At 71.5% G+C, this 23,666-nt stretch carries 20 protein-coding genes; 16 read left to right on the forward strand and 4 right to left on the reverse strand.

What is annotated here, in order from left to right; genetic code table 11:
- Positions 1 to 167 precede the first annotated feature (167 nt).
- The 6 genes from ABZ948_RS29740 (at position 168) to ABZ948_RS29765 (ending at position 6,395) form a co-directional block, all read left to right on the forward strand.
- Entirely contained in the window at positions 168 to 1,412 is a 1,245-nt protein-coding gene (locus tag ABZ948_RS29740) for a L,D-transpeptidase (protein ID WP_359764631.1), read from the forward strand.
- A 155-nt stretch (positions 1,413 to 1,567) separates the two neighbouring features.
- Positions 1,568 to 2,800, forward strand: a complete 1,233-nt coding sequence (locus tag ABZ948_RS29745; RefSeq protein WP_359764633.1) for a L,D-transpeptidase — start codon at positions 1,568 to 1,570, stop codon at positions 2,798 to 2,800.
- Between the two features lie 81 nt (positions 2,801 to 2,881).
- On the forward strand, positions 2,882 to 3,649 hold the full coding sequence (locus ABZ948_RS29750; RefSeq protein ID WP_359764635.1) for an enoyl-CoA hydratase/isomerase family protein: 768 nt from the start codon (positions 2,882 to 2,884) through the stop codon (positions 3,647 to 3,649).
- A 168-nt stretch (positions 3,650 to 3,817) separates the two neighbouring features.
- Positions 3,818 to 4,426, forward strand: a complete 609-nt coding sequence (locus tag ABZ948_RS29755) for an ATP-binding protein (RefSeq protein ID WP_359764637.1) — start codon at positions 3,818 to 3,820, stop codon at positions 4,424 to 4,426.
- 91 nt (positions 4,427 to 4,517) lie between these two features.
- Positions 4,518 to 5,696, forward strand: a complete 1,179-nt coding sequence (locus tag ABZ948_RS29760) for a YncE family protein (protein ID WP_359764639.1) — start codon at positions 4,518 to 4,520, stop codon at positions 5,694 to 5,696.
- Between the two features lie 93 nt (positions 5,697 to 5,789).
- On the forward strand, positions 5,790 to 6,395 hold the full coding sequence (locus ABZ948_RS29765; protein WP_359764642.1) for an ADP-ribosyltransferase: 606 nt from the start codon (positions 5,790 to 5,792) through the stop codon (positions 6,393 to 6,395).
- On the opposite strand, the gene ABZ948_RS29770 is transcribed toward ABZ948_RS29765, so the two are convergent.
- Positions 6,349 to 7,071, reverse strand: a complete 723-nt coding sequence (locus ABZ948_RS29770; RefSeq protein ID WP_435857644.1) for a GNAT family N-acetyltransferase — start codon at positions 7,069 to 7,071, stop codon at positions 6,349 to 6,351. The genes ABZ948_RS29765 and ABZ948_RS29770 overlap by 47 nt on opposite strands.
- On the opposite strand from ABZ948_RS29770, the gene ABZ948_RS29775 reads away from it, so the two are divergent.
- Together ABZ948_RS29775 and ABZ948_RS29780 are read left to right on the forward strand one after the other, a co-directional pair.
- A complete protein-coding gene (locus ABZ948_RS29775; RefSeq protein ID WP_359764646.1) occupies positions 7,070 to 7,984 on the forward strand; it encodes a MerR family transcriptional regulator in 915 nt (304 codons plus the stop codon). The two genes, ABZ948_RS29770 and ABZ948_RS29775, sit on opposite strands and share 2 nt — an antisense overlap.
- 48 nt (positions 7,985 to 8,032) lie before the next feature.
- Positions 8,033 to 8,245, forward strand: a complete 213-nt coding sequence (locus ABZ948_RS29780) for an EF-hand domain-containing protein (RefSeq protein WP_248512012.1) — start codon at positions 8,033 to 8,035, stop codon at positions 8,243 to 8,245.
- A gap of 60 nt (positions 8,246 to 8,305) precedes the next feature.
- On the opposite strand, the gene ABZ948_RS29785 is transcribed toward ABZ948_RS29780, so the two are convergent.
- Positions 8,306 to 9,097, reverse strand: coding sequence for an ABC transporter ATP-binding protein (locus tag ABZ948_RS29785; protein ID WP_359764649.1), 792 nt, complete (start codon positions 9,095 to 9,097; stop codon positions 8,306 to 8,308).
- The gene (locus tag ABZ948_RS29790; RefSeq protein WP_359764651.1) at positions 9,094 to 10,815 is read right to left on the reverse strand and encodes a 2-isopropylmalate synthase; all 1,722 of its coding nucleotides are present in this window, start codon (positions 10,813 to 10,815) and stop codon (positions 9,094 to 9,096) included. The genes ABZ948_RS29785 and ABZ948_RS29790 overlap by 4 nt, the downstream gene beginning before the upstream one ends.
- 197 nt (positions 10,816 to 11,012) lie before the next feature.
- Between ABZ948_RS29790 and ABZ948_RS29795 the strand changes: the two genes are divergently transcribed.
- Both ABZ948_RS29795 and ABZ948_RS29800 read left to right on the forward strand, forming a co-directional pair.
- Complete coding sequence (locus ABZ948_RS29795) at positions 11,013 to 11,705, forward strand: FadR/GntR family transcriptional regulator (RefSeq protein WP_359764653.1); 693 nt, start codon at positions 11,013 to 11,015, stop codon at positions 11,703 to 11,705.
- 78 nt (positions 11,706 to 11,783) lie between these two features.
- Positions 11,784 to 12,446, forward strand: a complete 663-nt coding sequence (locus ABZ948_RS29800) for an NADPH-dependent F420 reductase (protein WP_359764655.1) — start codon at positions 11,784 to 11,786, stop codon at positions 12,444 to 12,446.
- 11 nt (positions 12,447 to 12,457) lie between these two features.
- Here the strand turns inward: ABZ948_RS29800 and ABZ948_RS29805 are convergent, their stop codons facing one another.
- Positions 12,458 to 13,015: a GH25 family lysozyme gene (locus tag ABZ948_RS29805; RefSeq protein WP_359764658.1), complete on the reverse strand. Its 558-nt coding sequence runs from the start codon at positions 13,013 to 13,015 to the stop codon at positions 12,458 to 12,460.
- A 690-nt stretch (positions 13,016 to 13,705) separates the two neighbouring features.
- Between ABZ948_RS29805 and ABZ948_RS29810 the strand changes: the two genes are divergently transcribed.
- From ABZ948_RS29810 to ABZ948_RS29835, 6 genes are read left to right on the forward strand one after another with little or no spacing between them, the layout of a single operon-like run.
- On the forward strand, positions 13,706 to 15,046 hold the full coding sequence (locus ABZ948_RS29810; RefSeq protein ID WP_359764660.1) for a lysine N(6)-hydroxylase/L-ornithine N(5)-oxygenase family protein: 1,341 nt from the start codon (positions 13,706 to 13,708) through the stop codon (positions 15,044 to 15,046).
- Entirely contained in the window at positions 15,046 to 16,158 is a 1,113-nt protein-coding gene (locus ABZ948_RS29815) for an NAD(P)/FAD-dependent oxidoreductase (protein ID WP_359764662.1), read from the forward strand. The genes ABZ948_RS29810 and ABZ948_RS29815 overlap by 1 nt, the downstream gene beginning before the upstream one ends.
- Positions 16,155 to 18,479: a class I tRNA ligase family protein gene (locus tag ABZ948_RS29820; RefSeq protein WP_359764664.1), complete on the forward strand. Its 2,325-nt coding sequence runs from the start codon at positions 16,155 to 16,157 to the stop codon at positions 18,477 to 18,479. Before ABZ948_RS29815 ends, ABZ948_RS29820 begins: the two co-directional genes overlap by 4 nt.
- A complete protein-coding gene (locus ABZ948_RS29825; RefSeq protein ID WP_359764666.1) occupies positions 18,476 to 21,841 on the forward strand; it encodes a non-ribosomal peptide synthetase in 3,366 nt (1,121 codons plus the stop codon). Before ABZ948_RS29820 ends, ABZ948_RS29825 begins: the two co-directional genes overlap by 4 nt.
- Positions 21,838 to 23,400 (forward strand): AMP-binding protein, encoded by a 1,563-nt coding sequence (locus ABZ948_RS29830; RefSeq protein WP_359764667.1) that lies wholly within the window; start codon positions 21,838 to 21,840, stop codon positions 23,398 to 23,400. Before ABZ948_RS29825 ends, ABZ948_RS29830 begins: the two co-directional genes overlap by 4 nt.
- Positions 23,390 to 23,665, forward strand: coding sequence for a phosphopantetheine-binding protein (locus tag ABZ948_RS29835; RefSeq protein WP_359764669.1), 276 nt, complete (start codon positions 23,390 to 23,392; stop codon positions 23,663 to 23,665). Before ABZ948_RS29830 ends, ABZ948_RS29835 begins: the two co-directional genes overlap by 11 nt.
- The last annotated feature ends 1 nt before the right edge of the window (position 23,666 follow it).

Consider the following 23,666-nt stretch of genomic DNA (forward strand, 5'->3'; position numbering starts at 1 on the left):
CGTGGGACGACGGGGGACAGAGGGGTGCGGCCCTGCTGCGGCCCGGGTCGCGGCTCCCCTGCGCGTCGTCCTCCCCACTGTTCTGCCCAGAGGGTGGGTCGCACTCACGTTTCCCCGGGGGCGGGCATGGTCGTTTCCCGGGGACGCGGCCGGTCGTTGGGCACCTCGTGAGGCACGTACAAGGGCGCGCGCGGCGCGCGAGGGCCGCGCTGGCCGCCGTAGTGACATGGGCAGGGCTCCTGGCCGGGGCCACGGGCTGTACCTCGGACGACGCGGGCGGGCTCGCCGGGGCGTTCGGCGCGCCCCCGGCGCCCGAGGACGTCATCAAGGTCTCGCCCGGCGACGGCAGCAGGGGTGTGCGCCCCGGGAAGAAGCTGCGGGTGCGCGTGCCCGACGGCCGGCTGGAGTCGGTGAAGGTCGTCAGGTCGCAGGACGCCCAGGAGTCACCCGTGCCCGGGCGGATCTCCGCCGACGGCCTGACCTGGGAGCCCGAGGAGGAACGGCTGGCGCTGGCCGCCGAGTACACGGTCGACGCGGTCGCCGTCGGCGGCGACGGACGTCGCTCGGCCCGGCACACCACGTTCACGACGTACGTCCCCGAGGAGCGCTTCATCGGCTACGTCGCCCCGGAGAACCGCGCCACGGTCGGCACCGGCATGATCGTCTCCCTGGAGTTCAACCGGGAGATCAGGCACCGCGCCGCCGTCGAACGCGCGGTGCGGGTCAGCGCCCGCCCGGCCGTCGAGATCCGCCCGCACTGGTTCGGCCGGACCCGCCTGGACTTCCGTCCCGAGCACTACTGGAAGCCCGGCACCCAGGTCACCGTCGCCCTGCGCCTGCGGGACGTCGAGGGAGCGCCCGGCGTCTACGGCCTGCAGCACAAGACGTTCTCCTTCACCGTCGGCCGCAGCCAGGTCTCCGTCGTCGACGCCGCCCGGCACTCCATGGAGGTGCGGCGCGACGGCGAGCCGCTCGCCACCGTGCCCATCACGGCCGGCGCCCCGAAGACCACCACGTACAACGGCAAGATGGTGGTGACGGAGATGCTCGAGGTCACCCGGATGAACGGCGCCACGGTCGGCTTCAAGAAGCGCAACGGCAAGGGCGAGTACGACATCCCGGACGTCCCGCACGCCATGCGCCTGACCGACTCCGGCACCTTCCTGCACGGCAACTACTGGGCCCACCACTCCGTCTTCGGCCGTACCAACGTCAGCCACGGCTGCGTCGGACTGCGCGATGTGAAGGGCGGCGGTTCCGACACCCCGGCCGGCTGGTTCTTCGACCGCAGCCTCGTCGGAGACGTCGTCGAGGTGGTCAACAGCAATGACAAAAAGGTCGCTCCCGACAACGGGCTCGGAGGATGGAATATGGGCTGGAATGCATGGAAGGCGGGCAGTGCGGTGAAGTAGCCGGACAGGGGGGCGGGTTGACCCGGTGTTCCGTTGGGACCGAACAGTGACAATCGCGGGCCGCCGGTGCCCCGCACCCTGTGGTTACTATTCGCCGGTGCGCGGGGGACGCGCAGGGGTGCGGGCCTGACCAGGCCCGGGGAGGGGAGAACGACTTGAACGGGCGACCGATATCGGGGGCGTCGGTTGGGGGCGGGAAGGGACTGCTCGCGCTGATCCTGGGCGCGCTGCTCCTCGCCGTCACGGCGTGCGGCGGCGGGGGGACCGGCTCCGGTTCCGGCGCGGGCGGCGGCAAGGGCAAGGACGCGGACACCGCGCAGAGCAAGCAGTCCGAGGCCGTCGTCGGCATCACCCCCAAGGACGGCGCCAAGTCCGTCGACACCAGCGGCGCGCTGAAGGTCACCGCCGCCAAGGGCAAGCTGACCGAGGTCGAGGTCAAGGACGGCGAGGGCAAGAAGGTCGACGGCGAGATATCCGGCGACGGCGCCACCTGGACGCCGTCCACGCACCTGGCCGCCGCCACCAAGTACACGGTGCACGCGGTCGCCAAGGACTCCGAGGGCCGCACGGCCGCGGAGGACGCCGGCTTCACGACGCTGACCCCGAAGAACACCTTCATCGGCACCTTCACTCCCGAGGACGGCTCCAAGGTCGGCGTCGGCATGCCGTTCTCGATCCGCTTCTCCCGGGGCATCACCAGCCCGGACGACGTCGAGAAGGCCATCCGCATCAGGACGGAACCGGCCGTCGACGTCGAGGGCCACTGGTTCGGCAACGACCGCCTCGACTTCCGCCCCGAGAAGTACTGGAAGCCGGGCACCAAGGTGACCGTCGACCTGAACCTCGACGGCGTCGAGGGACGGCCCGGGGTCTACGGCGAGCAGGACAAGACCATCGACTTCACCATCGGCCGCAACCAGGTCTCCGTCGTCGACGCCAAGAAGCTGACGATGAAGGTCATGCGCGACGGCAAGGTCTTCAAGACCATCCCGGTCACCACCGGAAAGCCCGGCATGGAGACCTGGAACGGCCAGATGGTCATCAGCGAGATGCTCACGGTGACCCGGATGAACGGCGAGACCGTCGGCTACGGCGGCGAGTACGACATCAAGGACGTCCCGCACGCCATCCGGCTGACCACCTCCGGCACGTTCCTGCACGGCAACTACTGGGCGAGCGGCGCCTTCGGCAACTACAACGCCAGCCACGGCTGTGTCGGCCTGCGCGACGTGCGCGGCGGCTGGGACAAGAAGGCGCCGGCCGCGTGGTTCTTCAACCACTCGATGATCGGCGACGTGGTGATCGTCAAGAACTCCGAGGACAGGATCGTCGACCCGGACAACGGGCTCAACGGCTGGAACATGTCGTGGGAGAAGTGGAAGAAGTAATTCCACGCCGCTGACAGGAGGGCCCCGGTGTGACGGACCGCACCGGGGCCCTACCCGTTAGCCCCCGTTAACCTGCTCCCTATGACCGTCTCTCTCGAAGTCGCTGAAGGCGTCGGCACGCTCCGGCTCGACCGACCGCCCATGAACGCGCTGGACATCGCCACGCAGGACCGGCTGAAGGAACTCGCCGAGGAGGCCGCGCGCCGCGAGGACGTGCGGGCCGTGGTGGTCTACGGCGGTGAGAAGGTGTTCGCGGCGGGCGCGGACATCAAGGAGATGCAAGCGATGGACCACACCGCGATGGTCCTGCGCGCCCGCGCCCTGCAGGACTCGTTCACGGCGGTGGCCCGTATCCCCAAGCCGGTCGTCGCGGCCGTGACGGGCTACGCGCTGGGCGGCGGCTGCGAACTCGCGCTCTGCGCCGACTACCGGATCGCCGGCGAGAACGCCAAGCTCGGCCAGCCGGAGATCCTGCTCGGCCTGATCCCCGGCGCGGGCGGCACCCAGCGCCTGGCCCGGCTGGTCGGCCCCTCCAAGGCCAAGGACCTGATCTTCACCGGCCGGATGGTCAAGGCCGACGAGGCCGAGAGGATCGGCCTGGTCGACCGGGTCGTGCCCGCCGACGAGGTGTACGCGCAGGCGCACGCCTGGGCCGCGAAACTGGCGCACGGCCCCGCCCTCGCGCTGCGCGCGGCCAAGGAGGCGGTCGACACCGGCCTGGAGGCGGACATCGACACGGGCCTCGCGATCGAACGGAACTGGTTCGCGGGCCTGTTCGCCACCGAGGACCGCGAGCGCGGGATGCGCAGCTTCGTGGAGGAGGGGCCGGGCAAGGCGAAGTTCCTCTGAACCTCCTCCCGGGGTCTTGCAATTGACGCGGTGTCTGATCCGGGTCCCTCGATGGGGCGGTTTATGGCAGCCTTAAGGCAGCCTTAAGCGTGCTCGGCCGAGGGAGTCCGTCGATTGCCCCGAAATGGGTCGTTCCGGCAGGTCGGAGGGGGTGCGGACGACTCCGAAGTGCCGTTGGCATATGACGGTGGACCGTCGGTTCACGGGCCGCACCCGGGGGCGTATTCCCCGGGAACGGCCCCGTCGGGCGCTCCCGGCGGCCATGATGGGGGCATGGCGGGGCTGGAGGGTATGGAACAGCCGCGGGGAGACGCACATGCGGCCGCGGCGCGCTGGTCGCCGACCGTCGAGGACGAACACGCGCTGAAGGCGCTGGAGTTGTACGGCAACCCGACGGAGGCAGAGGTCCCCCTGCCGTCCCGCCCCGAGTCCGCGGCCACCGCCAGACGCCTCACCCAGGTCGTGGTCCTGCGCCACTGGGGACTCACCCCCAAGACCACGGAGGACGCCGTCCTGCTCGTCTCCGAACTGGTCGGCAACGCCGTACGCCACACCGGCGCCCGCGTCTTCGGGCTCCGGCTGCACCGGCGCCGCGGCTGGATCCGCGTCGAGGTCCGCGACCCCTCCCGGGGGCTGCCGTGCCTGATGCCGGTGCAGGAGATGGACGTCAGCGGCCGGGGCCTGTTCCTGGTCGACAAGCTGGCGGACCGCTGGGGCGTCGATCTGCTGCCCCGGGGGAAGACCACGTGGTTCGAGATGCGGGTCACCGACCGCTGAGGGCCGGGGCCGACTGTCTGCGCGGCGGCTCACCCGGCCGCCGATCGGGCGAATAGCCGGATTCCGGTTGCGGCGCACCTTAAATGGTGCAATGCACCGTCACCTCCTCAAGAGCACCCTCGTCGCGGGTGCCGCCCTCGCCGTCCTCGCCGCCTGTGGCACCCAGAGCGGGGAACGGACCTCCGAGTCGCGCGGCACCAAGGCCGCCGTGCCCGCCCCGCCCGAGAAGAAGCCCGTCGAGGGCCTGCCCGGCATGCCGCCCGTCCTCGACCCCGAGGACGTGTACGCGGCCGACCGCCCGAACAAGCTGTCCCCCGTGGTCAAGGACTTCCCGTCCCGGGTCTACGTCCCCAACACCGAGTCCGACACGGTCTCCGTCATCGACCCGAAGACGTACGAGATCATCGAGACGATCCCCGTGGGCCGGCAGCCCCAGCACGTCGTGCCCTCCTGGGACCTGAAGACGCTCTGGGTCAACAACAACCGCGGCCACACCCTCACCCCGATCGACCCGAAGACCGGCAAGGCGGGCAAGGAGGTCGAGGTCCACGACCCGTACAACCTCTACTTCACGCCCAACGGCAGATACGCCGTCGTCATGGCCTCCCTCGACCGGGAACTGGTCTTCCGCGACCCGCACACCATGGAGCGCAAGAAGACCGTCCCGGTCTCCTGCTACGGCGTCAACCACGCCGACTTCTCCCTCGACGGCCGCTACTTCATCGTCTCCTGCGAGTTCAGCGGCGAACTGCTCAAGGTCGACACCGAGAAGATGAAGGTCGTCGGGCAGCAGCGGCTGCCGTTCGAAGGCGCCATGCCGCAGGACGTGAAGGTCTCGCCCGACGGCAAGAAGTTCTACATCGCCGACATGATGGCCCATGGCATGTGGGTCCTGGACGGCGACACCTTCGCCGAGCCCACCCTGCTGCCCACCGGCAAGGGCTGCCACGGCCTGTACGTCAGCCGCGACTCCCGCGAGATGTACGTGTCCAACCGCGGCGAGGGCACGATCTCCGTCTTCGACTTCACCCAGGACAAGCTGACCAAGAAGTGGCAGCTGCCCGACGGCGGCAGCCCCGACATGGGCGGTGTCTCCGCCGACGGCAAGGTGCTGTGGCTGTCCGGCCGCTACGACGCCGAGGTGTACGCCATCGACACCCGCACCGGCACCCAGCTCGCCCGCATCCCCGTCGGCAGCGGCCCGCACGGCCTCGCGGTCTACCCCCAGCCCGGCCGCTACTCCCTCGGCCACACCGGCATCTTCCGGTGACGCCCATCCGCCGTCCACGCGGCAGCAGTTGACACGCCCCTGATCGGGTGAGGGTCCCCGGCCCGCCGCAGCGGAACCGCGATCGTGCTCCGCATGATCACTCTTCGTCTGCGGCGGCGCACCACCGCCGCCGCCCTCTGCCTCACGGCCGTCCTCACGACCACGGCCGCCGCGCCCGCCCAGGCGCCCGCCAAGCCCGCCGCCCCCGCGCCGGCCGCCTGTCCCGTCCAGTACGACGACGAGATCAAAGCCGCCGCCGACCGCCGCGTCGACGTCGGCCGCATCACCCCCGACCCGTCCTGGCGCACCACCTGCGGCACGCTCTACCGCGCCGACGGCCGCGCCCCGTCCGTCGTCTTCGAACAGGGCTTCCACCCCAAGGACGTCGTCAACGGCCAGTACGACCTGGAGAAGTACGTCCTGGTCAACCAGCCGTCCCCGTACGTGTCCACGACGTACGACCACGACCTCTACAAGAAGTGGAAGTCCGGCTACAACTACTACGTCGACGCCCCGGGCGGCATCGACGTCAACAAGACCATCGGCGACACCCACAAGTGGGCCGACCAGCAGGAGGTCGCCTTCCCCGGCGGCATCGCCCGGCAGTACATCATCGGCGTCTGCCCGGTGGACAAGCAGACCAAGACGGAGATCATGAGCGAGTGCGAGAGCAACCCGCACTACGAGCCGTGGCACTGAGCAGCACCTCCGAGCCCACGGGCCGGTAGCCGGCCGCCTGGAACGCCCGCAGCCCACGCGCGTTCCCGGCGGCCACCTGGGCCCACACCGCCGCCCCGTCGACCAGGTGCCGCGCCGACTCCACCAACCGCCGCCCCAGCCCCCGGTGCCGCGCCCCCTCGTCGACCTCCACCGCGACCTCCCACCGGCCGGCCGGCCCACGGCCGAGGACGAGCACCCCGCCGTCCGCCGTCCACACGCGCACGTCGTCACGCCGGCCCTGGGCGGAGAGCACCCGCGGATGGCGGGAGCCCTCGGTCTCCGTCAGCCGGAGCGGCGGCTCCCCGGGCAGCGCCGCGCCGGTCAGCAGCACGTCGACCGTGTCGGACGTACGCCCCGTCCGGTCCATGAGGGCCGTCAGGAAGCGGGCGTTCATCGTGGCCGCGAGCCGGTCGCAGTCCGTGCGGGCCAGCGTCCGGCGCACCCAGTCCGGATCCTCGTCGGTGAAGACCACCGAGTGCGCCGTGAAGGCGAGGACCCCCGCGTCCCGGGGCGAGGGCTGCGGCACGATCGTCGTACCACCGTCGGCCGGCGGGAAGACGCCCCGCGCCGCCGCGTCGAGAATGTCCCGCAGCGTGTCCGGCACCGGCCCGCTCCTTGAGTCTCCACCCGCTGGAGGGTCCAGACTCCCAGACATGACCGACGACGGCACCGGACTGCTCACCATCGGCGCACTGGCCCGGGCCACCGGCCTGACCGTACGCACCATCCGCTACTGGTCCGACGAGGGCGCCCTGCCCCCGGTGGCCCGGTCCGAGGGCGGATACCGGCTGTACGACGCCGCCTGCGTGGCCCGCCTGGAGCTGATCCGGACCCTGCGCGAGCTCGGCCTCGGGCTCGCGGACGTCCGCCGGGTGCTGGCCGGCGAGACGACGGTGGCGCAGGTGGCGGCCGCCCACGTGGTCGCCCTGGACGCGCAGATCCGGTCCCTGAAGGTGACGCGCGCCGTGCTGTCGACGGTCGCGAAGCGGGATTCCGACGCGGAGGAGATGACCCTGGTGAACAGACTGGCACGGCTGTCGGCGGCCGAGCGGCGGCGGATCCTGGAGGAGTTCGTGGACGAGGTGTTCCACGGGCTGGACACGGCGGACCCGGTGATCCGCGACCGCATGCGGAACACCGCCGCCGACCTGCCCGAGGAGCCCACGCCCGAGCAGGTGGACGCCTGGCTGGAGCTGGCCGAGATGCTCCAGGACCCGGACTTCCGGGCCGAGATGCGCAAGGTCGCCGAGTTCAACGCGGCGGACCACGGTCACGGCACGCCCCCCGGGGCGTCCCTGTGGTTCTCCCGCCGACTGGTGCAGCTGGGGGCCTCGGCCCGCGAGCGCGGCATCGCCCCCGACTCGCCGGAGGCGGCCGGGGTGCTGCGCGAGCTGCTGGGCGACGCCGACCCCGCGACCGTGCTCGACCGGCTGCGGTCGCACGCCACCGACCGGGTCGCCCGTTACCGCGAGTTGCTGGCCGTCGTGAAGGGGACCGGGCCCGAGGCGGCGTACCGCGAGGAGTTCGCCTGGGTGGTCGCCGCGCTGGAGGTGCGGGCGGGCAGTTAATCTGACCTGCGTCAGTACGACGTACAGCACGAGATGAGGGGCGGATCGGTGGCGGACATCGAGGAAGCACGCAAGCAGTTCGAGCGGATCGATACGGACGGTGACGGATACATCACCGCTGCCGAGTTCAAGACCGCCCTGGCCCGGTCGGGCGACTGGAACGTCACCGAGTCGGTCGCCGAGGTCGTCATCAAGACCCGCGACCTCGACGGCGACAAGCAGCTGAGCTTCGACGAGTTCTGGGCCTACCTGAACAAGTAGTCGCCCGACGCGCCCGCAGCTGAGCGAAGGGGCCCGGTCCCGCACGGACCGGGCCCCTCGTCACGCCCGGCGGGCCGTGCGCACACTCCACCGGCCCTCGTGCCGCTCCAGCGCCAGCGGCAGGTCGAAGCACTTGCCCAGCTGGTCGGCCGTGAGCACCTCGGCCACCGGGCCGCCCGCGAGCGGACGGCCCTCGCGCAGCAGCAGGGCGTGCGTGGTGTGCGCCGGCAACTCCTCCAGATGGTGCGTGACCAGGACCGTCGCCAGCCGCGGATGCTCCCGGCCCAGCTCCTCCAGCGCACCGAGCAACTGTTCCCGGCCCGGCAGGTCCAGGCCGGTCGCCGGCTCGTCCAGGAGCAGCAGCCGGGGTTCCGGCATCAGCGCCCGGGCGATCAGGGCCCGGCCGCGCTGCCCCTGGCTGAGCGTGGGCCAGCGCGCCGCACGGTGCCCGGCCAGGCCCAGCGTCGCCATCAGCCGCTCGGCCCGTTCGGCCTGCTCGGGCGTCGGCCGCCACCGGGGCAGCGGCTCCACCGAGTTGGTCAGGCCGGTCAGGACGACGTCCCGCACCCGCAGCGGCGACGCCAGCGGATGCCGCGGGTCGACGTGCCCCACGTGCGCCCGCAGCTCCCGCAGGTCGACCCGGCCCAGCCGGTGGCCCAGCACCTCCACGGTGCCCCGGGTGGGGTGGACCAGCGCGCCCAGCAGCCTCAGCAGCGTGGACTTGCCCGCGCCGTTGGCCCCCAGCAGCGCCCAGTGCTCCCCGGCCCGGACGGTCAGCGACACCTCCGCCAGGATCGGCCGGCCGTCGCGCACCACCTGCACGTCGTCGGCGCTCAGGACGACCGGCGTCACCGCAGGGCCCTGTTGACCGCGGACAGCACCGCCCGCACGGACGCGGCCAGGGCCGAGGCGTCCCGGCCCGCGCCCCAGCAGGACACGGAGCCGACCCGGCACTCGGCGAAGGCGTCCGTGTCCTCGTCCCCGCCCCGCTCGCAGAAGTCGAGGACCTCCACGGCGATCCCGGCCCCCGCCAGCGCGTCGACGAACGCGGAGACGGGGCCGCCGCCCGTGCCCTCGTAGTCGCCGGTGCGCTCGCCGGTCCGCAGGGTGCACACGAAGCGGTGCCCGCCGGTGGCCTCGTCCGGGTGCACGGACCAGGCGTCCAGCGCCACCTCCCCGTCGGCCGCCTCGTACGTGGCCCGGAACAGCGCGTACAGCTCCTTCGTCGTCATCTCCCGCCCGCTGTCGTCCGTCGCCCGCTGCACCACCTGGGAGAAGTCCGGCCGCATGCGCTCGGGGAGGTCCACGCCGTGGGCGGTGCGCAGCACATAGGCCGCGCCGCCCTTGCCCGACTGCGAGTTCACACGGATCACCGCCTCGTAGGAACGGCCCACGTCCGCCGGGTCGATCGGCAGGTACGGCACCGACCACGGCGCCTCGCGCTCCGGCACCCCCAGCTCCCGGGCCCGCTCGGCGTGCCGGGCCAGTCCCTTGCCGATGGCGTCCTGGTGGGTGCCCGAGAAGGCCGTGTGGACCAGGTCCCCGGCATAGGGGTGGCGCGGGTGCACCGGCAGCCGGTTGCACTGCTCGACCGTCTCCCGTACGGCGTCGAGGTCCCGGAAGTCGAGCATCGGGTCGACGCCCTGGGCGTACAGGTTCAGCGCGAGGGTCACCAGGTCGACGTTGCCGGTGCGCTCCCCGTTGCCGAACAGGCAGCCCTCGACGCGCTGGGCGCCGGCCAGCACGGCCAGTTCGGCGCAGGCGACGCCGGTGCCGCGGTCGTTGTGCGGGTGCACGGAGAGGATGACGCTGTCGCGGCGGGACAGATTCCGGTGGACGTACTCGATCTGGTCGGCGTAGACGTTCGGCGTCGCGATCTCCACCGTCGCGGGGAGGTTGTGGGTGACCGGCCGGTCCGGGCTCGCGTCCCACAGCGCGGTCAGCCCGTCGCACAGTTCGAGCACGAAGTCCGGCTCGGTCAGGTTGAAGGTCTCCGGGGAGAACTGGAACCGGACGCAGGAGGCCCGGTCCGCCCGGCGGGCCATGTGCTCGGCGGCCTCCCGCACGGTCCGCCACACCTCGGCCCGGTCCCGGCCCAGGACGACGTCGCGCCACACCGGCGAGGTCGCGATGTACAGATGGACGACGGCCCTCGGCAGGCCCTCGATCGCCTCGAAGGTGCGGTCGATCAGGTCCCGCCGGGCCGGGGTGAACACCACGGGGGTGACGTCGTCCGGTACGGCGCCACCGGTCGCCAGGTGCCGGACGAAGTCGAAGTCGGTGCGGCTGGCCGACGGGTAGCCGACCTCGATCTCCTTGAAGCCCATGCCGGTCAGCAGATCGAAGAAGCGGCGCTTGCGGGGCGTGTCCATCGGCTCGGCGAGGGCCTGGTTGCCGTCGCGCAGGTCGACGGGGGCCCAGAGGGGAGCGCGTTCGAGGCGGGCGGCGGGCCAGTCGCGGCCGGCGGCGGGGACGCGCACGCGTTCCTGGAAGGGGCGGTAGCGGTGGTACGGCATGGGGCCCGGACGCTGGGGGTTCCAGACCGGGGTGGGGGCGGGGGTGGGGGTCATCGTCGGCTGTCGCCTTCTGCTCGGTCGGACGCCGACCGGCAGCACGGCGTCCCGCGGCGGGGCGCCGGTCGCGTCAAACCCCGCCGCGGCAGCCGAGAAGAAGGAGACCGCGAAGCGTCATGCGCAGTACGCTAGTCACACCTCAGCTCCTCAGACAAGTTGAATCCCGCTGATCCTCAGACAGGTTGGTGACCCGCATGCCGCTCGGCGCCGTCCGCCCCAGCCCCTTGGTCGAGCAGGCCATCGCCCGGCTGCGCGAGCAGATCACGGGCGGCCACTGGCCGGTCGGCACGAAACTGCCCGGCGAGACGACCCTCGCGAAGGAGCTGGGGGTCGGCCGCTCCACCGTCCGCGAGGCGCTGCGCGCGCTCGCCGGTGCCGGGCTGGTGCGGCCCCGCCAGGGGGCCGGTGTCTTCGTCATCGCGACCGAGCCGGTCGAGGACTGGCCCGCCCGGCTGCGCCGGGCGGCCGTGAGCGACGTCTACGAGGTCCGCATGGCGGTGGAGGTGCACGCGGCCCGGCTGGCGGCGCGCCGGCGCACACCCGAGGACGTCACGGCCCTGTGGGCGGCACTCGAGACGCGCCGGGCCGCCACCCCCGCCGATGACGCCGGCTTCGTCGACGCGGACATCGCCTTCCACGCCGCCGTGGTCGCCGCCGCCCACAATCCCGTGCTCGCCGACCTGTTCACCGAGTTCGCGCCCGTCCTGCGCGAGGGCCTGATCGAGCTGCTGACCCTGACGGGCCTGCGCGCCCACGCCCCGGACACCGGCGACGCGGCCCACGAGGCGCTGGTCCGCGCGGTGGCGCGGGGGGACGCGGAGGGGGCGGCGGAGGTGCTGCGCGGAGAACTGGAGGACCCGTTCGCGCCCGCCACCGACCCGGAATAGCCCGTCCGCCCCTGAGGTTGCCCTCGTCACCAAGGCTCCGCGAGGCGCCGTCCACATCGAGAAGGGCGAGGCGAGGACATGAGGATCGGCATCATCGGCGCGGGCAACATCGGCGGCAACCTGACGCGGCGGCTCACCGCCCTCGGTCACGAGGTGTCCGTCGCCAACTCCCGCGGCCCGCACACGCTCACGGCCCTGGCCGAGGAGACGGGGGCCACGCCCGTGACGGTCGAGGAGGCGGCACGGGGAGCGGAGGTGGTCGTGGTGACCATCCCCCTGAAGGCGGTCCCGGACCTGCCGTCCGGTCTCTTCGCCGGGGCGGCGGACGGGGTCGCCGTCATCGACACCGGCAACTACTACCCCCGCCAGCGGGACGGCAGGATCGCCGCGATCGAGGACGAGGGCCTCACCGAGAGCCGCTGGACGGAACGGCGGCTCGGCCACCCGGTGATCAAGGCCTTCAACGGCACCTACGCCCAGGACATCCTGGACCGCCCGCTCCCGGCCGGCGACCCCGACCGCATGGCCCTCCCGGTGGCCGGCGACGACGAGGCGGCCAAGCGCACGGTACGCGGCCTGATCGACGAACTCGGCTTCGACACCGTCGACGCGGGCGGCATCGACGACTCCTGGCGCCAGCAGCCCGGCACCCCGGTCTACGGTCTGCGCGCCGGTGCGGACGCGGTCACGAAGGCCCTGGCCGAGGCGTCCCCGGAACGCCCGGCGGACTTCCGCGGATAGGCCACCGGGGCTCAGGCGTCCTCGGCCCACTTCCGCAGCGCCGCCCTGCTCTCGAAGGCGGCCACGTTCTTGTCCAGCGGGTCGTCGGTGTACTGGTGGAAGCGCCACTTGGCCTTGATGCGGGGCTTGCCCGCCGAGACGTAGTCCGCTATCCACAGCCCGTCGCCCGCGTAGGACGTCGTGTCGACGTTGAGCCAGAAGTCGCGGTTGCAGTAGAGCACCACCGGGTTGTCCGGCCGCAGGTCCTTCAGCTTCCGTATGAACAGGTCCTTCTCGGCGTTGCTCGCGCGCGTGCCGTTGCTGGTGGTCTCCCAGTCGACGGCGAGGATGTCGCCCGCCCGGTCCGGGGCCTTGCCGGCGAAGTACTGGGCCTGGGCGGTGAGGTTCCCGGGCCACAGGAAGTGGTAGAAGCCGACGACCAGTCCGGCGTCCCGCGCCCGCTTCGTCTGGGCGGCGAGCTTGGGGTTGACGTAGGAACGGCCCTCGGTCGCCTTGACGAAGACGAAGGAGAGGCCCTCGGTGCTGTAGGAGGAGGACTGGTACGCGCTCACGTCGATACCGCGCAGCATGGGGGGCTCCCTGAAGTGCTGGTGGGGGAGGGGGAGTTGGTGCCCACCACCATGGCACGGGCTGCTGTGGCCTGACGTGGAAATGTCAACTTCGGTGTCGCGCGGGACCGGTGCGGACGCGTGGTGGCTGAAACAGCCGTGTGAACGGATCTTTGACGGCATGTAAAAAGATCTTTCGGGCGGCGCTCGTTCCTTGAGTTCAGCCGCGTGCCGGGCATCTCGCACCGTCCGTGACCAGCGGCGAGTTCCCGCCCCGACGCGGATTGTCCAAAAATGGTTCTCGGGTCAATCAAAACCGGAGTGACGGTTGGCACTACCTGGACCCCGTGGTAGCGTCGAGTGTCGTTTGTGGCAAAGGATGAGCGTGGCTGCTACCGGGACGATGATTTCCGCCCGGCCCCGGCTGCGAATTCAGGTGTGCGCAACGATAAAGGCGAACGGGGAGCGCGTAACAAAGATGAGCCGACCAGCCGCGACGTCCGATTGTTTCTCGTCACGTGCCAGCGATCCGGCCTCCGTCATGTGTAACAGCCACCCACTGAGAAGCATCTGTCGATAAGCTCTTGCTGGGGCGATCCTCTTGATCGCGCTGGGGGCTGTTCTGTAGCGCCACTTCGAGTCGGCGCTCCGCATGACTGCAGAATTCCGTCAGATGGTCAGTAGCGTCAGTGCTGGGAGTGTGTTAGCGCTGTGGAAAAATCTTCCGCGAAAAGCAGTACACGCACCACCGAAAGCAGTTCGCCGTACTACCGCTGTCTGGGCATCGGGGTCGGGCCGGCCAATCTGAGTCTGGCGTCGCTGCTGCACGACCGACCCGGGGTCCCCAACCTCTTCCTCGACCAGAAGGACCAGTTCGGCTGGCACGACGGGCAGCAGATGCCCGGCGCATCGCTGCAGGTCTCGCTGCTGAAGGACCTCGTCCTGCTGTCCGACCCCACGAACGGGTTCTCGTTCCTGTCGTATCTGCACGAGCAGGGGAAGATCTACCACTTCATCAACGCACAGTACGACGCCGTGCCGCGCATGGAGTTCCGCAACTACCTGGAGTGGGCCAGCCGCCGCAACAAGAACGTCGTTTTCGGCGAGAAGGTCCTCGCCGTGGAATTCGACGACGACTTCGTCGTGCACACCAGCCGGCGGACCCTGCAGGCGGAGAACATCGTCGTCGGTGTCGGAACCAGCCCATGGGTTCCGAAAGCGGCTCAGGGGAAGCTCGGAGATACCCAGTTCCACGTCTCCGACTTCACCCTCGAAACACAGAACCTGGCCGGAAAGAGAGTCGCTGTCGTAGGCGGCGGCCAGTCCGGCGCCGAGGCGTTCCTGGATCTGATCCAGCGGCCACCGCGAGAGTTACCCAGGCGGGTGACGTGGATATCGCGACGGGGGAACTACTTTCCCATCGACGACTCCCCGTTCACCAACGAGTACTACGTCCCGAGTTACTCCGAGTACTTCTTCGGACTGGACCGGGTGACCCGGGACTCGCTCAACAGAAAAAACGTGCTGAGCAGCGACGGCATTTCCGGATCGACGCTGCGGGAGATCTACCAGCGCTGCTACGAACACCGGTTCATCCACGGTGCCGAGGACCTCGTGGCGCTGCTGCCGAACCGGGGAGTCACCGACGTGACCGGCAATCCGGCCGGCGGATGGACCATCAAGATGGCACACAATGACCGGCCCGAGGCCGTCGAGCACGTCGACGTGGACGTCATCGTGTGGGCCACCGGCTTCCGTCCCGCCCCGACGGACTTCCTGGAGCCGATCGCCGACCGCCTGGAGCGCGAGGGCGACGAGTACCACATCGACCAGGACTTCGCCGTCCGATGGGACGGACCCCCGAACCGCATGATCTTCATGCAGAACGCCGCACGCGGGCAGCGCGGCCTGGCCGACCCCAATCTGAGCCTCACCGCCTGGCGGAGCCGCCGCATCCTCGACCGGATCGTCGGCGTGGGCTCCGACGAGCAACTGCCGTCCTTCGTCGAATGGTCGGCCAAACCCTCGGGTGACGAGCCGGGCGGGCTCTGATGCCGCCCGGAGCCGACGTCGCCGTCGTCGGCGGAGGGATCGTCGGCTGCCTCATCGCCCGGCACATCACCGCCCGCGCACCCGGCACATCCGTCGTCGTCCTCGACCGCGACACCGTCGGAAGCGGGGCGAGCCGCCGCTCGGCCGGCCTGCACTGCCCCCGCGGAGCCACCGAGCGCGTACGGCGCATGGCCCGCTACAGCCAGGACTACTACGACAAACTCAGGGACCTCGACCCCGCGTTGCCGATCCATCCGGTCGCCCTGTCCGTCGTCGCGGCGGCGAGCGAGGCGAAGCTCCGCGAGACCTACCTCGACAGCGCTCGGCTGACACGGACCGACGGCCCGTCCGGCGGCCCGCCCGGCATCCGCCACCCGGAGCGGTCCAGGGTCTTCGCATGCGAGGGCGCCCACCACACCGACGTGTACGCCCTCGTTCAGGCCCTGGTGCGCGAGCTGCGCCACCTGGTGACCTTCCGCGAAGGCGTGGAGGTCGAGGCCGTCGACCCCGACGCCCCCGGCCCGGCCCGCGACGGCCGGCGCGTGGCGCTGCGGCTCGGCACCGGCGAGACACTGACGGCACGCCAGGTCGTCCTCGCCCCGGGGCCCTGGCTCCACGCACCCGCCTGGCGGGACCTCGTCGCCCCGCTCGGCGCCCGGATCAAGAAGATCATCGCCCTGCACATCGACCGTGCGCCGGCCACCGGCGATCGCGCCGTCGTCTTCCAGGACGAGGACGCCTTCCTGCTGCCCCTGAAGGACCGGGGCCACTGGCTGTTCAGCTACACCTGTCAGGAATGGGACGTCGACCCCGCGGCGACAGCGAGCGGACTGTCCCCCGACAACGCCGGCGAAGCACGGGAGAGCCTGCGCCGGTACGCACCGGAACTCGCCGAACGGGCCCTGTCCGCCCGGGTGTTCTGCGACGCCTACAGCAGCACCGGCGAACCGGAAGTACGAGCCCTCGACGCCGACGGGCGCGTCGTCTTCGCCGGCGCGGCGAGCGGATCCGGCTACCGCCTCGCCCCGGCCATCGCGTCGCAGGCCGCCGACCTGCTGGCGCTGCCCGACCCGCGGCCCCGCCCGGCACAGAACCGAAGGAGCCACCCGTGAAGATCAGCACCTACAGCGCGGACGAGTTACAGAAGTCCTACGGAATCGACGTCACGTCCCTCGACACCGGAGCCGCGGCACGGCTGGGCGTCGCCGCCGCCTGGGTCGACATCGAACCCGGCGCCCGGTCGGAGGCCCACCAGCACGACGAGACCGAGACCTGGGTGGTCGCCTCGGGCACCGGCGAACTGACCGTCGGCGTCGGGAAACACCCGGTGCGGGCGGGCACGGTCGTCCAGTTCGAGCCCTTCGAGACGCACTCCGTCGAGAACACCGGCGACACCCCGCTGGTGCTGCTCAGCCTGTACTGGCGCGATGCCGACCGGGCCGCGCACGCGGCGGGCGGGCCCGGCGACCGCCGCTTCGGGGCCCGCCCGCTGTTCGTGTTCTCCTCCGCGCCGACCCCCAACGGAGACCTCCACCTGGGCCATCTGTCCGGGCCGTTCTTCGGCGCGGACGTCTTCGTCCGCTACCAGCGCATGAACGGTGCCGACGCCTGGCATCTCACCGGCAGCGACGACTACCAGAACTACGTCGTGGCCGCCGCTCGCCGGGAGGGACGCGAGCCGGCGGAGACCGCCGCCCACTACAGTGCCGAGATCCTCGCCACGCTGCGGCTGATGGACATCGATGTCCACCAGTACACGGCGACCAGCCGGGACGACGCCTACCCGGACGCCCTGCGGGCGTTCTTCTCCCGCCTCACGGACTCCGGCACGGTCGCCCCCCGCGCGGGCGCCGCCCTCTTCGACGCCGTGACCGGCACGTATCTGTTCGAGTCCGGCGTCACCGGGCGCTGCCCCACCTGCCAGGCGGAAACCGGCGGGAACGTCTGCGAGGCCTGCCTGGAACCCAACGTCTGCACCGACCTCGTCGACCCGCGTTCCACCGCCTCCGACGCCCCGCCCCGCGAAGGCACCGTCACCCGCTACACCCTGCCGCTGCACCGGCTGGCCGAGGACATCGCCGCCCACCACCGACTGGGCCGGGTGCCGGCCCCGGTGAAGGAACTGGCCGAACGGCTCCTCCGCCGCGAGCACCTCGACATCCCCGTCACCCACCCCGCCACCTGGGGCGTGCGGCCCGCCGGCACGGAGGCGGAGGGCCAGGTCATCTGGTCGTGGCTGGACTACGCCTACAGCATCCTCCACGGCATCGAGTCGCTCGGCCGCGGCCTCGGCCGGTCCTGGCGGGCGGACGCACCCGAGCAGGACTGGAAGATCGTCCACTTCCTGGGCTCGGACGGCAGCTTCTTCCACCCGATGTTCGTCCCCGCGCTCTACCGGATCGCCCATCCGGACTGGACCCCGGACATCGACTACCACATCAACGAGTTCTACCTGCTCGACAACAGCAAGTTCTCCACCAGCCGCCGCCACGTCATCTGGGGCAAGGACGTCCTGAGCCCCCGCACGGTCGACTCCATACGCTTCTACCTGGCGCTCACCCGTCCCGAAGGCCGCCGCACCAACTTCGAGCACGACGCGTACGAGACGTACGTGCGGCAGACCCTCATCGGGTCCTGGCAGGGCTGGCTGAACGGACTCGGCGACCGCATCGAGAAGCGCTACGGCGGCGCCGCCCCGGACGCCGGCACCTGGACGCCCGAGCACACCGCCTTCCTGGCCCGCCTGGACACGCGGCTCAGGCTCCTGACCGGCAGTCTCGGACCCGACGGGTTCTCCCTCAACCAGGCGGCCGAGACCCTGAACGGCATCGTCGAGGACGTCACCTCCTTCGCCCGGCTCCAGGCCCCCGCCGCGGACGTCGACAGCTGCAAGGACGAGGCCCGGACCGCCATCGCCCTCGAACTCGCCGCCGCCCGCCTGCTCGCCGCCTGCGCCGCCCCCGTCATGCCGCGGTTCGCGGCGCGCCTCGCCGCCGCCCTCGGCGGGCCCCCGCCCACCGAATGGCCCCGCACCGTCACCCTGGTGCCCGCCGGGACCCCGATCGACCTGACCCGGCAGGAGTTCTTCGCCACCCCGGGGACCCCGGAGCAGAACCCCGCGCCCCAGGCCGAAGCCGCTCCGCAGCCCGGGCCCGAGGGCACCGGCCCGCTGCTGCTTCCCTGGCTGAGCGACCTGGTCCGCCACACCCTGCGGCTGCCGTCCGACGCGCCCGTGCGGGACAGCACGCTCGTCCAGATGGGCATGGAATCGCTGCAGGTCATCGCCCTGCAGTACCAGATCACCGAGCAGGTCGGCGCCGACGTGTCCATCGAGGACCTGCTCGGCGACAAGAGCGTCGCCGAACTGGCCGCCCTCATCGCCGACGGCGCGGAGCCCGACGCCCTCGCCGCCCACCTGGAGGTGACGGCATGAGCCACGTACAGGTGCTCCGCGAGATCGAGGCGCGCGGCCTCACCCTCACCGCCGCCGGCGCCGACCTCAAACTGCAGGGCCCGCGCGACCGCATGGACGCCGAACTCCTCGGCCGCATCAGGGAACACAAGGCCGCGCTGATCGCCCACCTCGACGCGCCCGAGGGCTTCCCGCTGACCGGCCTGCAGCAGAGCTACCTCGTCGGCCGCGGCGAGCACGTGGAGATCGGCAACGTGGCCAGCCACGTCTACCACGAGATCGAGGGCGCCTGGGATCTCGACCGGCTGGAGAGCGCCCTGGCCGCGGTCGTCGCCCGCCACGGAGCCCTGCGCACCCGCTTCACCGCCGACGGCAGGCAGGTGCGGGAGGACTCCGTCGAGGTGCGCATCGGGCGCTTCGACCTGCGCGGCCGGAGCGAGGAGGCGCAGCGGGAGCACCGGCTCGCCCTGCGCGAGCAGCGCTCGCACCGCGTCCTCCCCGCCGACCGGGCGCCGCTGCTGGCTGCGGACGTCACGATCCTGGCCGACGACCGCATGGTCCTGCACGTCGACCACGACGGCTTGGTCATGGACGCCACCAGCATGTTCCTGTTCTTCCGCGACTGGTGGTCCGCCTACCGCGCGTCCGAAACCCCCGGCACCGAGGCCCCCGGCACCGAGACACCGGAGAGCGAAGAGGCCTCGTTCGAGGCGTACGTCGCCGCCCTGGAGGCCGCCCGCACCCGCGCCCCGGCCCGGCGCTCCCGCGCCCACTGGCTGGAGCGGCTCGACGATCTCGCCCCGCGCCCCGCCCTGCCGATGCGCAAGAGCCCGTCGTCGATCGACGAACCCCGGTTCACCGCGCGCTTCGCACGGCTGGCCGAAGCGCCGTGGGCCGCACTCAAGGCCCGCGCCGCGGACGCCGGACTCACCCCGTCCGCCGTGCTGTTCGCGGTCTACGCCGACACGCTCGCCGCCTGGGGCGCCGGATCGCGCTTCACGATCAACACCACGGTGGCCAACCGCCCGCCGATCCACCCGCGCATCTTCGACGCGGTCGGCAACTTCTGCGAGACCATGCTCGTCGAGGTCGACGTCGACCGCGGCACCACGTTCGCCGAGCGGGCCCGCGCCCTGCAGAGCCGGCTCCGCCAGGGCCTGGACAACCGGCACTTCACCGGCATCGAGGTGATGCGGGAGCTCGCCCGGCGCGGGGGCGACACCGCCCAGAGCCGGATGCCGTACACCTTCAACAGCGCCCTGGGGTACGTGCACGCCGACGTCGACGGCTCGACGCTGGAACTGTTCGGCCCGGAGGTGTACACCTCCAGCCAGACCCCGCAGGTCTGGCTGGACGTCTCCGCGTTCGAACAACACGGCGGCGTGGTGGTCCAGTTCGACAGCGTGGACGAACTCTTCCCCGAGGGACTGATCGAGGACCTGGTCGCCGGGTACCAGCGGCTCCTCGAAGCCCTCGGCACGGACGGAGCCTGGCAGGCGACGACGTTCGACCTGCTCCCCGAAGCGCAGCGCCGCCGGCGCCGGGCCGCCAACGACACGGCGGCCCCGCGGCCCGCCCCCGGCATGCTGACGGACGCCTTCCTGGCCCACGTCGAAGCGGCGCCCGACGCACCGGCTGTGATGACCAGCGCGGGAACCCTGAGCTACGCGGACCTCTACGGGCACGCCGCGCACGCCGCCGCCTGGCTGCGCGAGCGCGACGCGGCCCCCGACGAACTGGTCGGCCTCGTCATGAACCGGGGGCCCGAGCAGATCATCGGCATCCTCGCCACCCTGCTCGCCGGCGCCGCCTACCTGCCCGTCGACGCCGCACTGCCCGCGGAACGCCGCGCCTACATGCTGGCCGACGGCCGGGTGCGCCATGTCCTGACCAACGCCGACGGCATCACCGGCGAGCAGGACGGCCACGACGTCCTCACCCTCGACGCGACGCGGCCCCTGCCGCCCGGCACGCCGCCCGACCCGCGCCCGGTCCCCGGGGCGGACGACGACGACCATCTCGCGTACGTCCTCTACACCTCGGGCACGACGGGCGAGCCCAAGGGCGTCATGGTCAGCCGCGCCTCCGTCGCCAACGTCGTCGCCGACTGCACCGCCCGCTTCCACGTCGGGCCCGCGGACAGACTGTTCGGCATCAGCGCCTTCAACTTCGACCTGTCCGTCTACGACGTCTTCGGCGCCCTGTGCACAGGAGCCGCCGTGGTCCTGCCCGACGCCGACAAGGCGGCCGACCCCGCGCACTGGCTGCGGCGGTGCGACGAGACCGGCGTGACCGTCTGGAACTCCGTCCCCGCCATCGTGTCCCTGCTCCACGACGAGGCCGTGGCCGAGGGCCCCGACGGATCCGGGGCACTGGCCGCGCTGCGCCTGGTGATGATGAGCGGCGACCGCATTCCCCCCGCGCTCCCCGCCGCCCTGCGCGGGCTCAAGCCCGACCTGGAGGTCGTCTCGCTCGGGGGACCGACGGAGACCACCATCTGGAACATCCTGCACCCGGTCGGCAAGGAGGAGGACGGTTCGCACAGCATCCCCTACGGCCGGCCCAACGCGAACAACCGGACCTACGTCCTGGACGAGTACCGCTGTGACGTGCCCGACTGGGTGACCGGTGAGATCTGGGCCGCGGGCACCGGCCTCGCCCGGGGCTACTGGGGCGACGAGGCGCGGACGGCGGAGCGCTTCGTCCACGACCCCGTGCGGGGCGAACGGCTCTACCGGACCGGCGACCTGGGCCGCTACCTGCCCAGCGGCGAGATCGACATCCTCGGCCGGAGCGATTTCCAGATCAAGGTGAACGGCTACCGCGTCGAGGCCGGAGAGGTCGAGACGAGGCTGACCGCCCTGGACGGCGTGGCACGAGCGGTCGTCGTACGGCAGGACGGGGAGCACGGCAGCCGGCTCGTCGCCCACCTCGTACCGGCCTCGGAAGACCGCCCGGGGGCCGAGACGATCCGTGAGGCACTGCGCCGCCACCTGCCGCCCTACATGGTCCCCGCCGCCGTCCACTGGCACGACAGCCTGCCGCTGACGAGGAACGGCAAGGTGGACCGGGCCCGGCTGGTGGCCGTCGCCGGCGCCGCCGAACCCTCCGCCGCCGGCGCCGCGCCCGACACGGAGCTGGAACGCGAGGTCGCCGCCCTGTGGACGAGGGTGCTCCGGATCGCGGACGTGGACCTGGACGTCACCCGCACCCTGTACGACCTCGGCGGCGACTCCCTCGCGGCCGCGCGCATCCTCACCGACGTCCGCAAGCGGTTCGGTCTGACGATCACGCTGGACCGGCTGCCCGAGGTCGACACCGTACGGGCCATGGCGGGCCGGATCGGCGCGTGGCTGACCGAGCGGGAGGGGAACGCGACATGACCGGACCGTCGGTGATCAACCACATCGTCGCCCGTCCCCCCGCCCCCGGACACCGGATCTCCTTCGTCCGGCTCGGCGGCACCGAGACCCTGGAACTCACCGAGCTGTACGAACGCGCCGGGCGGCTCGCGCTGTCCCTGCGCGACCTCGGCCTCGCCCGCGGCGACCGGGTCGGCATCCTCGCCGCCAACTGCCTCGAATGGGTGCTGCTCGATCTCGCCGCCCTGCGGCTCGGTGTCCTGACCGTCGGATTCGACCCAGCCAAGTTCGCCACCCCCGAGCCCGCCCTCCTGGACCGCTACCGGCTCCGGCTGCTGTTCACCGACAGAACCGGCGTGATGGCGCCGGACGCCCCCGGCATCAGGCCTCTCGGCGACGTCGTGCGCATGGCGGCCGACCAGGAGGCGGACCCCGCACGGGAGTTGCCGCCGGTGGTCTACGGGCCCGAGGACGCGACCTCGCTCAAGCTCACCTCCGGCAGCACCGGCGAGCCCAAGTCCCTCACGGCGAGCGTCGGAAGCATCGACAGCGACCTGCTCGCCGTGCAGGAGATGTTCGCGCACGGGCCCGACGACGACCTCTTCGTCTTCCTCCCGCTGTCGGTGCTCCAGCAGCGCTACTGGACGTACTCCGCGCTCCGGTTCGGCCATGACGTCACCATCAGCACCTACGAGGCCGCCTTCCCCGCCCTGCGGCAGACCCGGCCGACGGTGGTCATGGGCGTGCCGGGCTTCTTCGAGACCGCCAAGAAGCACATCGAAGCGCAGGCGGGCCGCGCGGAGCCCGGGTCCGGCGAACCGGAGCGGGCCGCCGCCCGGAGACTGTTCGGGAACCGCGTCCGCTACCTGTGGACGGGCTCGGCCCCGGCGGGCACCGGCACGCTGAGGTTCTTCCGTCGCCTCGGGCTGCCGATCTTCGAGGGCTACGGCCTCAACGAGACCTGCATCGTGGCGAAGAACCACCCGGGCGCCCACCGCGAGGGCAGCGTCGGGCGCGTCCTGCCGGGCAAGCAGGTGCTCCTGGACGCCGACGGCGTGATCCACGTCCGCAGCGAGCACCCGGTGTGCCGGGGCTACGAGCAGGCACCCCCGGGCGTGTCGGACAGCGTCTTCACGGCGGACGGGATCGTGCGGACCAACGACATCGGCCACCTCGACGAGGACGGCTTCCTCTACATCCGCGGCCGCGCCGACGACGTCATCGTGCTGGACAACGGCCGGAAGATCGCCGTGCGGCCGCTGGAGGAGCACATGCGGACCCACCCGGCCATTGAGGAGTGCGTGGTGTTCTGCCCCGACCAGACGCACCTCGTGGCCGTGGTCTCACCGGCCGGCGACACCGTCGGAGCGGAGAAGGAGCAGGCCATCGCGGAGCAACTGGCGCACACCAACGCGGCGTTCGGCGCGGACGAGCAGATCCGCAAGGTCGTGGTGGCGCGCGGCCGGTTCACCGTCGAGAACGGCTTGCTGACCTCACAACTCAAACCCAGACGAGGCCGGATCCTCGACACCTACCGTTCGGCGATCCACGACACCCGGGGAAGTGTCCATGCAGTCTGAGACCGATTCCAAGATCGAGACCGTGGCCAGGACGAACCTGGCCCGGGTGCTGGAAACCGACGTCGCGCCCGAGGACCTCGACCTCGACACCGACCTCGCCGACGGCTACGGGCTGACCTCCCTCAACAAGGTTCTGTTCCTGATGTCGGCCTGCGACGAGGCCGGGGTGAGCCTGGCGAGCTTCACCGAACCCGACGTCGCCGGCATGACCACACTGCGCGACGTGACCGAGGCGCTGACGCGCCACACCGGAGAGGTGGCCTGAC

Origin of the sequence: Streptomyces olindensis (assembly GCF_040645895.1) — a bacterium.
In the GTDB taxonomy this organism is placed as follows: Bacteria; Actinomycetota; Actinomycetes; order Streptomycetales; family Streptomycetaceae; genus Streptomyces; species Streptomyces olindensis.

What these genes read in the sequence shown, in the direction of transcription:
- ABZ948_RS29770 (WP_435857644.1), bottom strand. Translation starts at nt 7,071, where the DNA reads ATGTCTGGGAGTCTGGACCCTCCAGCGGGTGGAGACTCAAGGAGCGGG.
- ABZ948_RS29790 (WP_359764651.1), bottom strand. Translation starts at nt 10,815, where the DNA reads ATGACCCCCACCCCCGCCCCCACCCCGGTCTGGAACCCCCAGCGTCCG.
- ABZ948_RS29750 (WP_359764635.1), top strand. Translation starts at nt 2,882, where the DNA reads ATGACCGTCTCTCTCGAAGTCGCTGAAGGCGTCGGCACGCTCCGGCTC.
- ABZ948_RS29775 (WP_359764646.1), top strand. Translation starts at nt 7,070, where the DNA reads ATGACCGACGACGGCACCGGACTGCTCACCATCGGCGCACTGGCCCGG.
- ABZ948_RS29825 (WP_359764666.1), top strand. Translation starts at nt 18,476, where the DNA reads ATGAGCCACGTACAGGTGCTCCGCGAGATCGAGGCGCGCGGCCTCACC.
- ABZ948_RS29765 (WP_359764642.1), top strand. Translation starts at nt 5,790, where the DNA reads ATGATCACTCTTCGTCTGCGGCGGCGCACCACCGCCGCCGCCCTCTGC.
- ABZ948_RS29830 (WP_359764667.1), top strand. Translation starts at nt 21,838, where the DNA reads ATGACCGGACCGTCGGTGATCAACCACATCGTCGCCCGTCCCCCCGCC.
- ABZ948_RS29795 (WP_359764653.1), top strand. Translation starts at nt 11,013, where the DNA reads ATGCCGCTCGGCGCCGTCCGCCCCAGCCCCTTGGTCGAGCAGGCCATC.
- ABZ948_RS29805 (WP_359764658.1), bottom strand. Translation starts at nt 13,015, where the DNA reads ATGCTGCGCGGTATCGACGTGAGCGCGTACCAGTCCTCCTCCTACAGC.
- ABZ948_RS29815 (WP_359764662.1), top strand. Translation starts at nt 15,046, where the DNA reads ATGCCGCCCGGAGCCGACGTCGCCGTCGTCGGCGGAGGGATCGTCGGC.
- ABZ948_RS29835 (WP_359764669.1), top strand. Translation starts at nt 23,390, where the DNA reads ATGCAGTCTGAGACCGATTCCAAGATCGAGACCGTGGCCAGGACGAAC.
- ABZ948_RS29800 (WP_359764655.1), top strand. Translation starts at nt 11,784, where the DNA reads ATGAGGATCGGCATCATCGGCGCGGGCAACATCGGCGGCAACCTGACG.
- ABZ948_RS29760 (WP_359764639.1), top strand. Translation starts at nt 4,518, where the DNA reads ATGCACCGTCACCTCCTCAAGAGCACCCTCGTCGCGGGTGCCGCCCTC.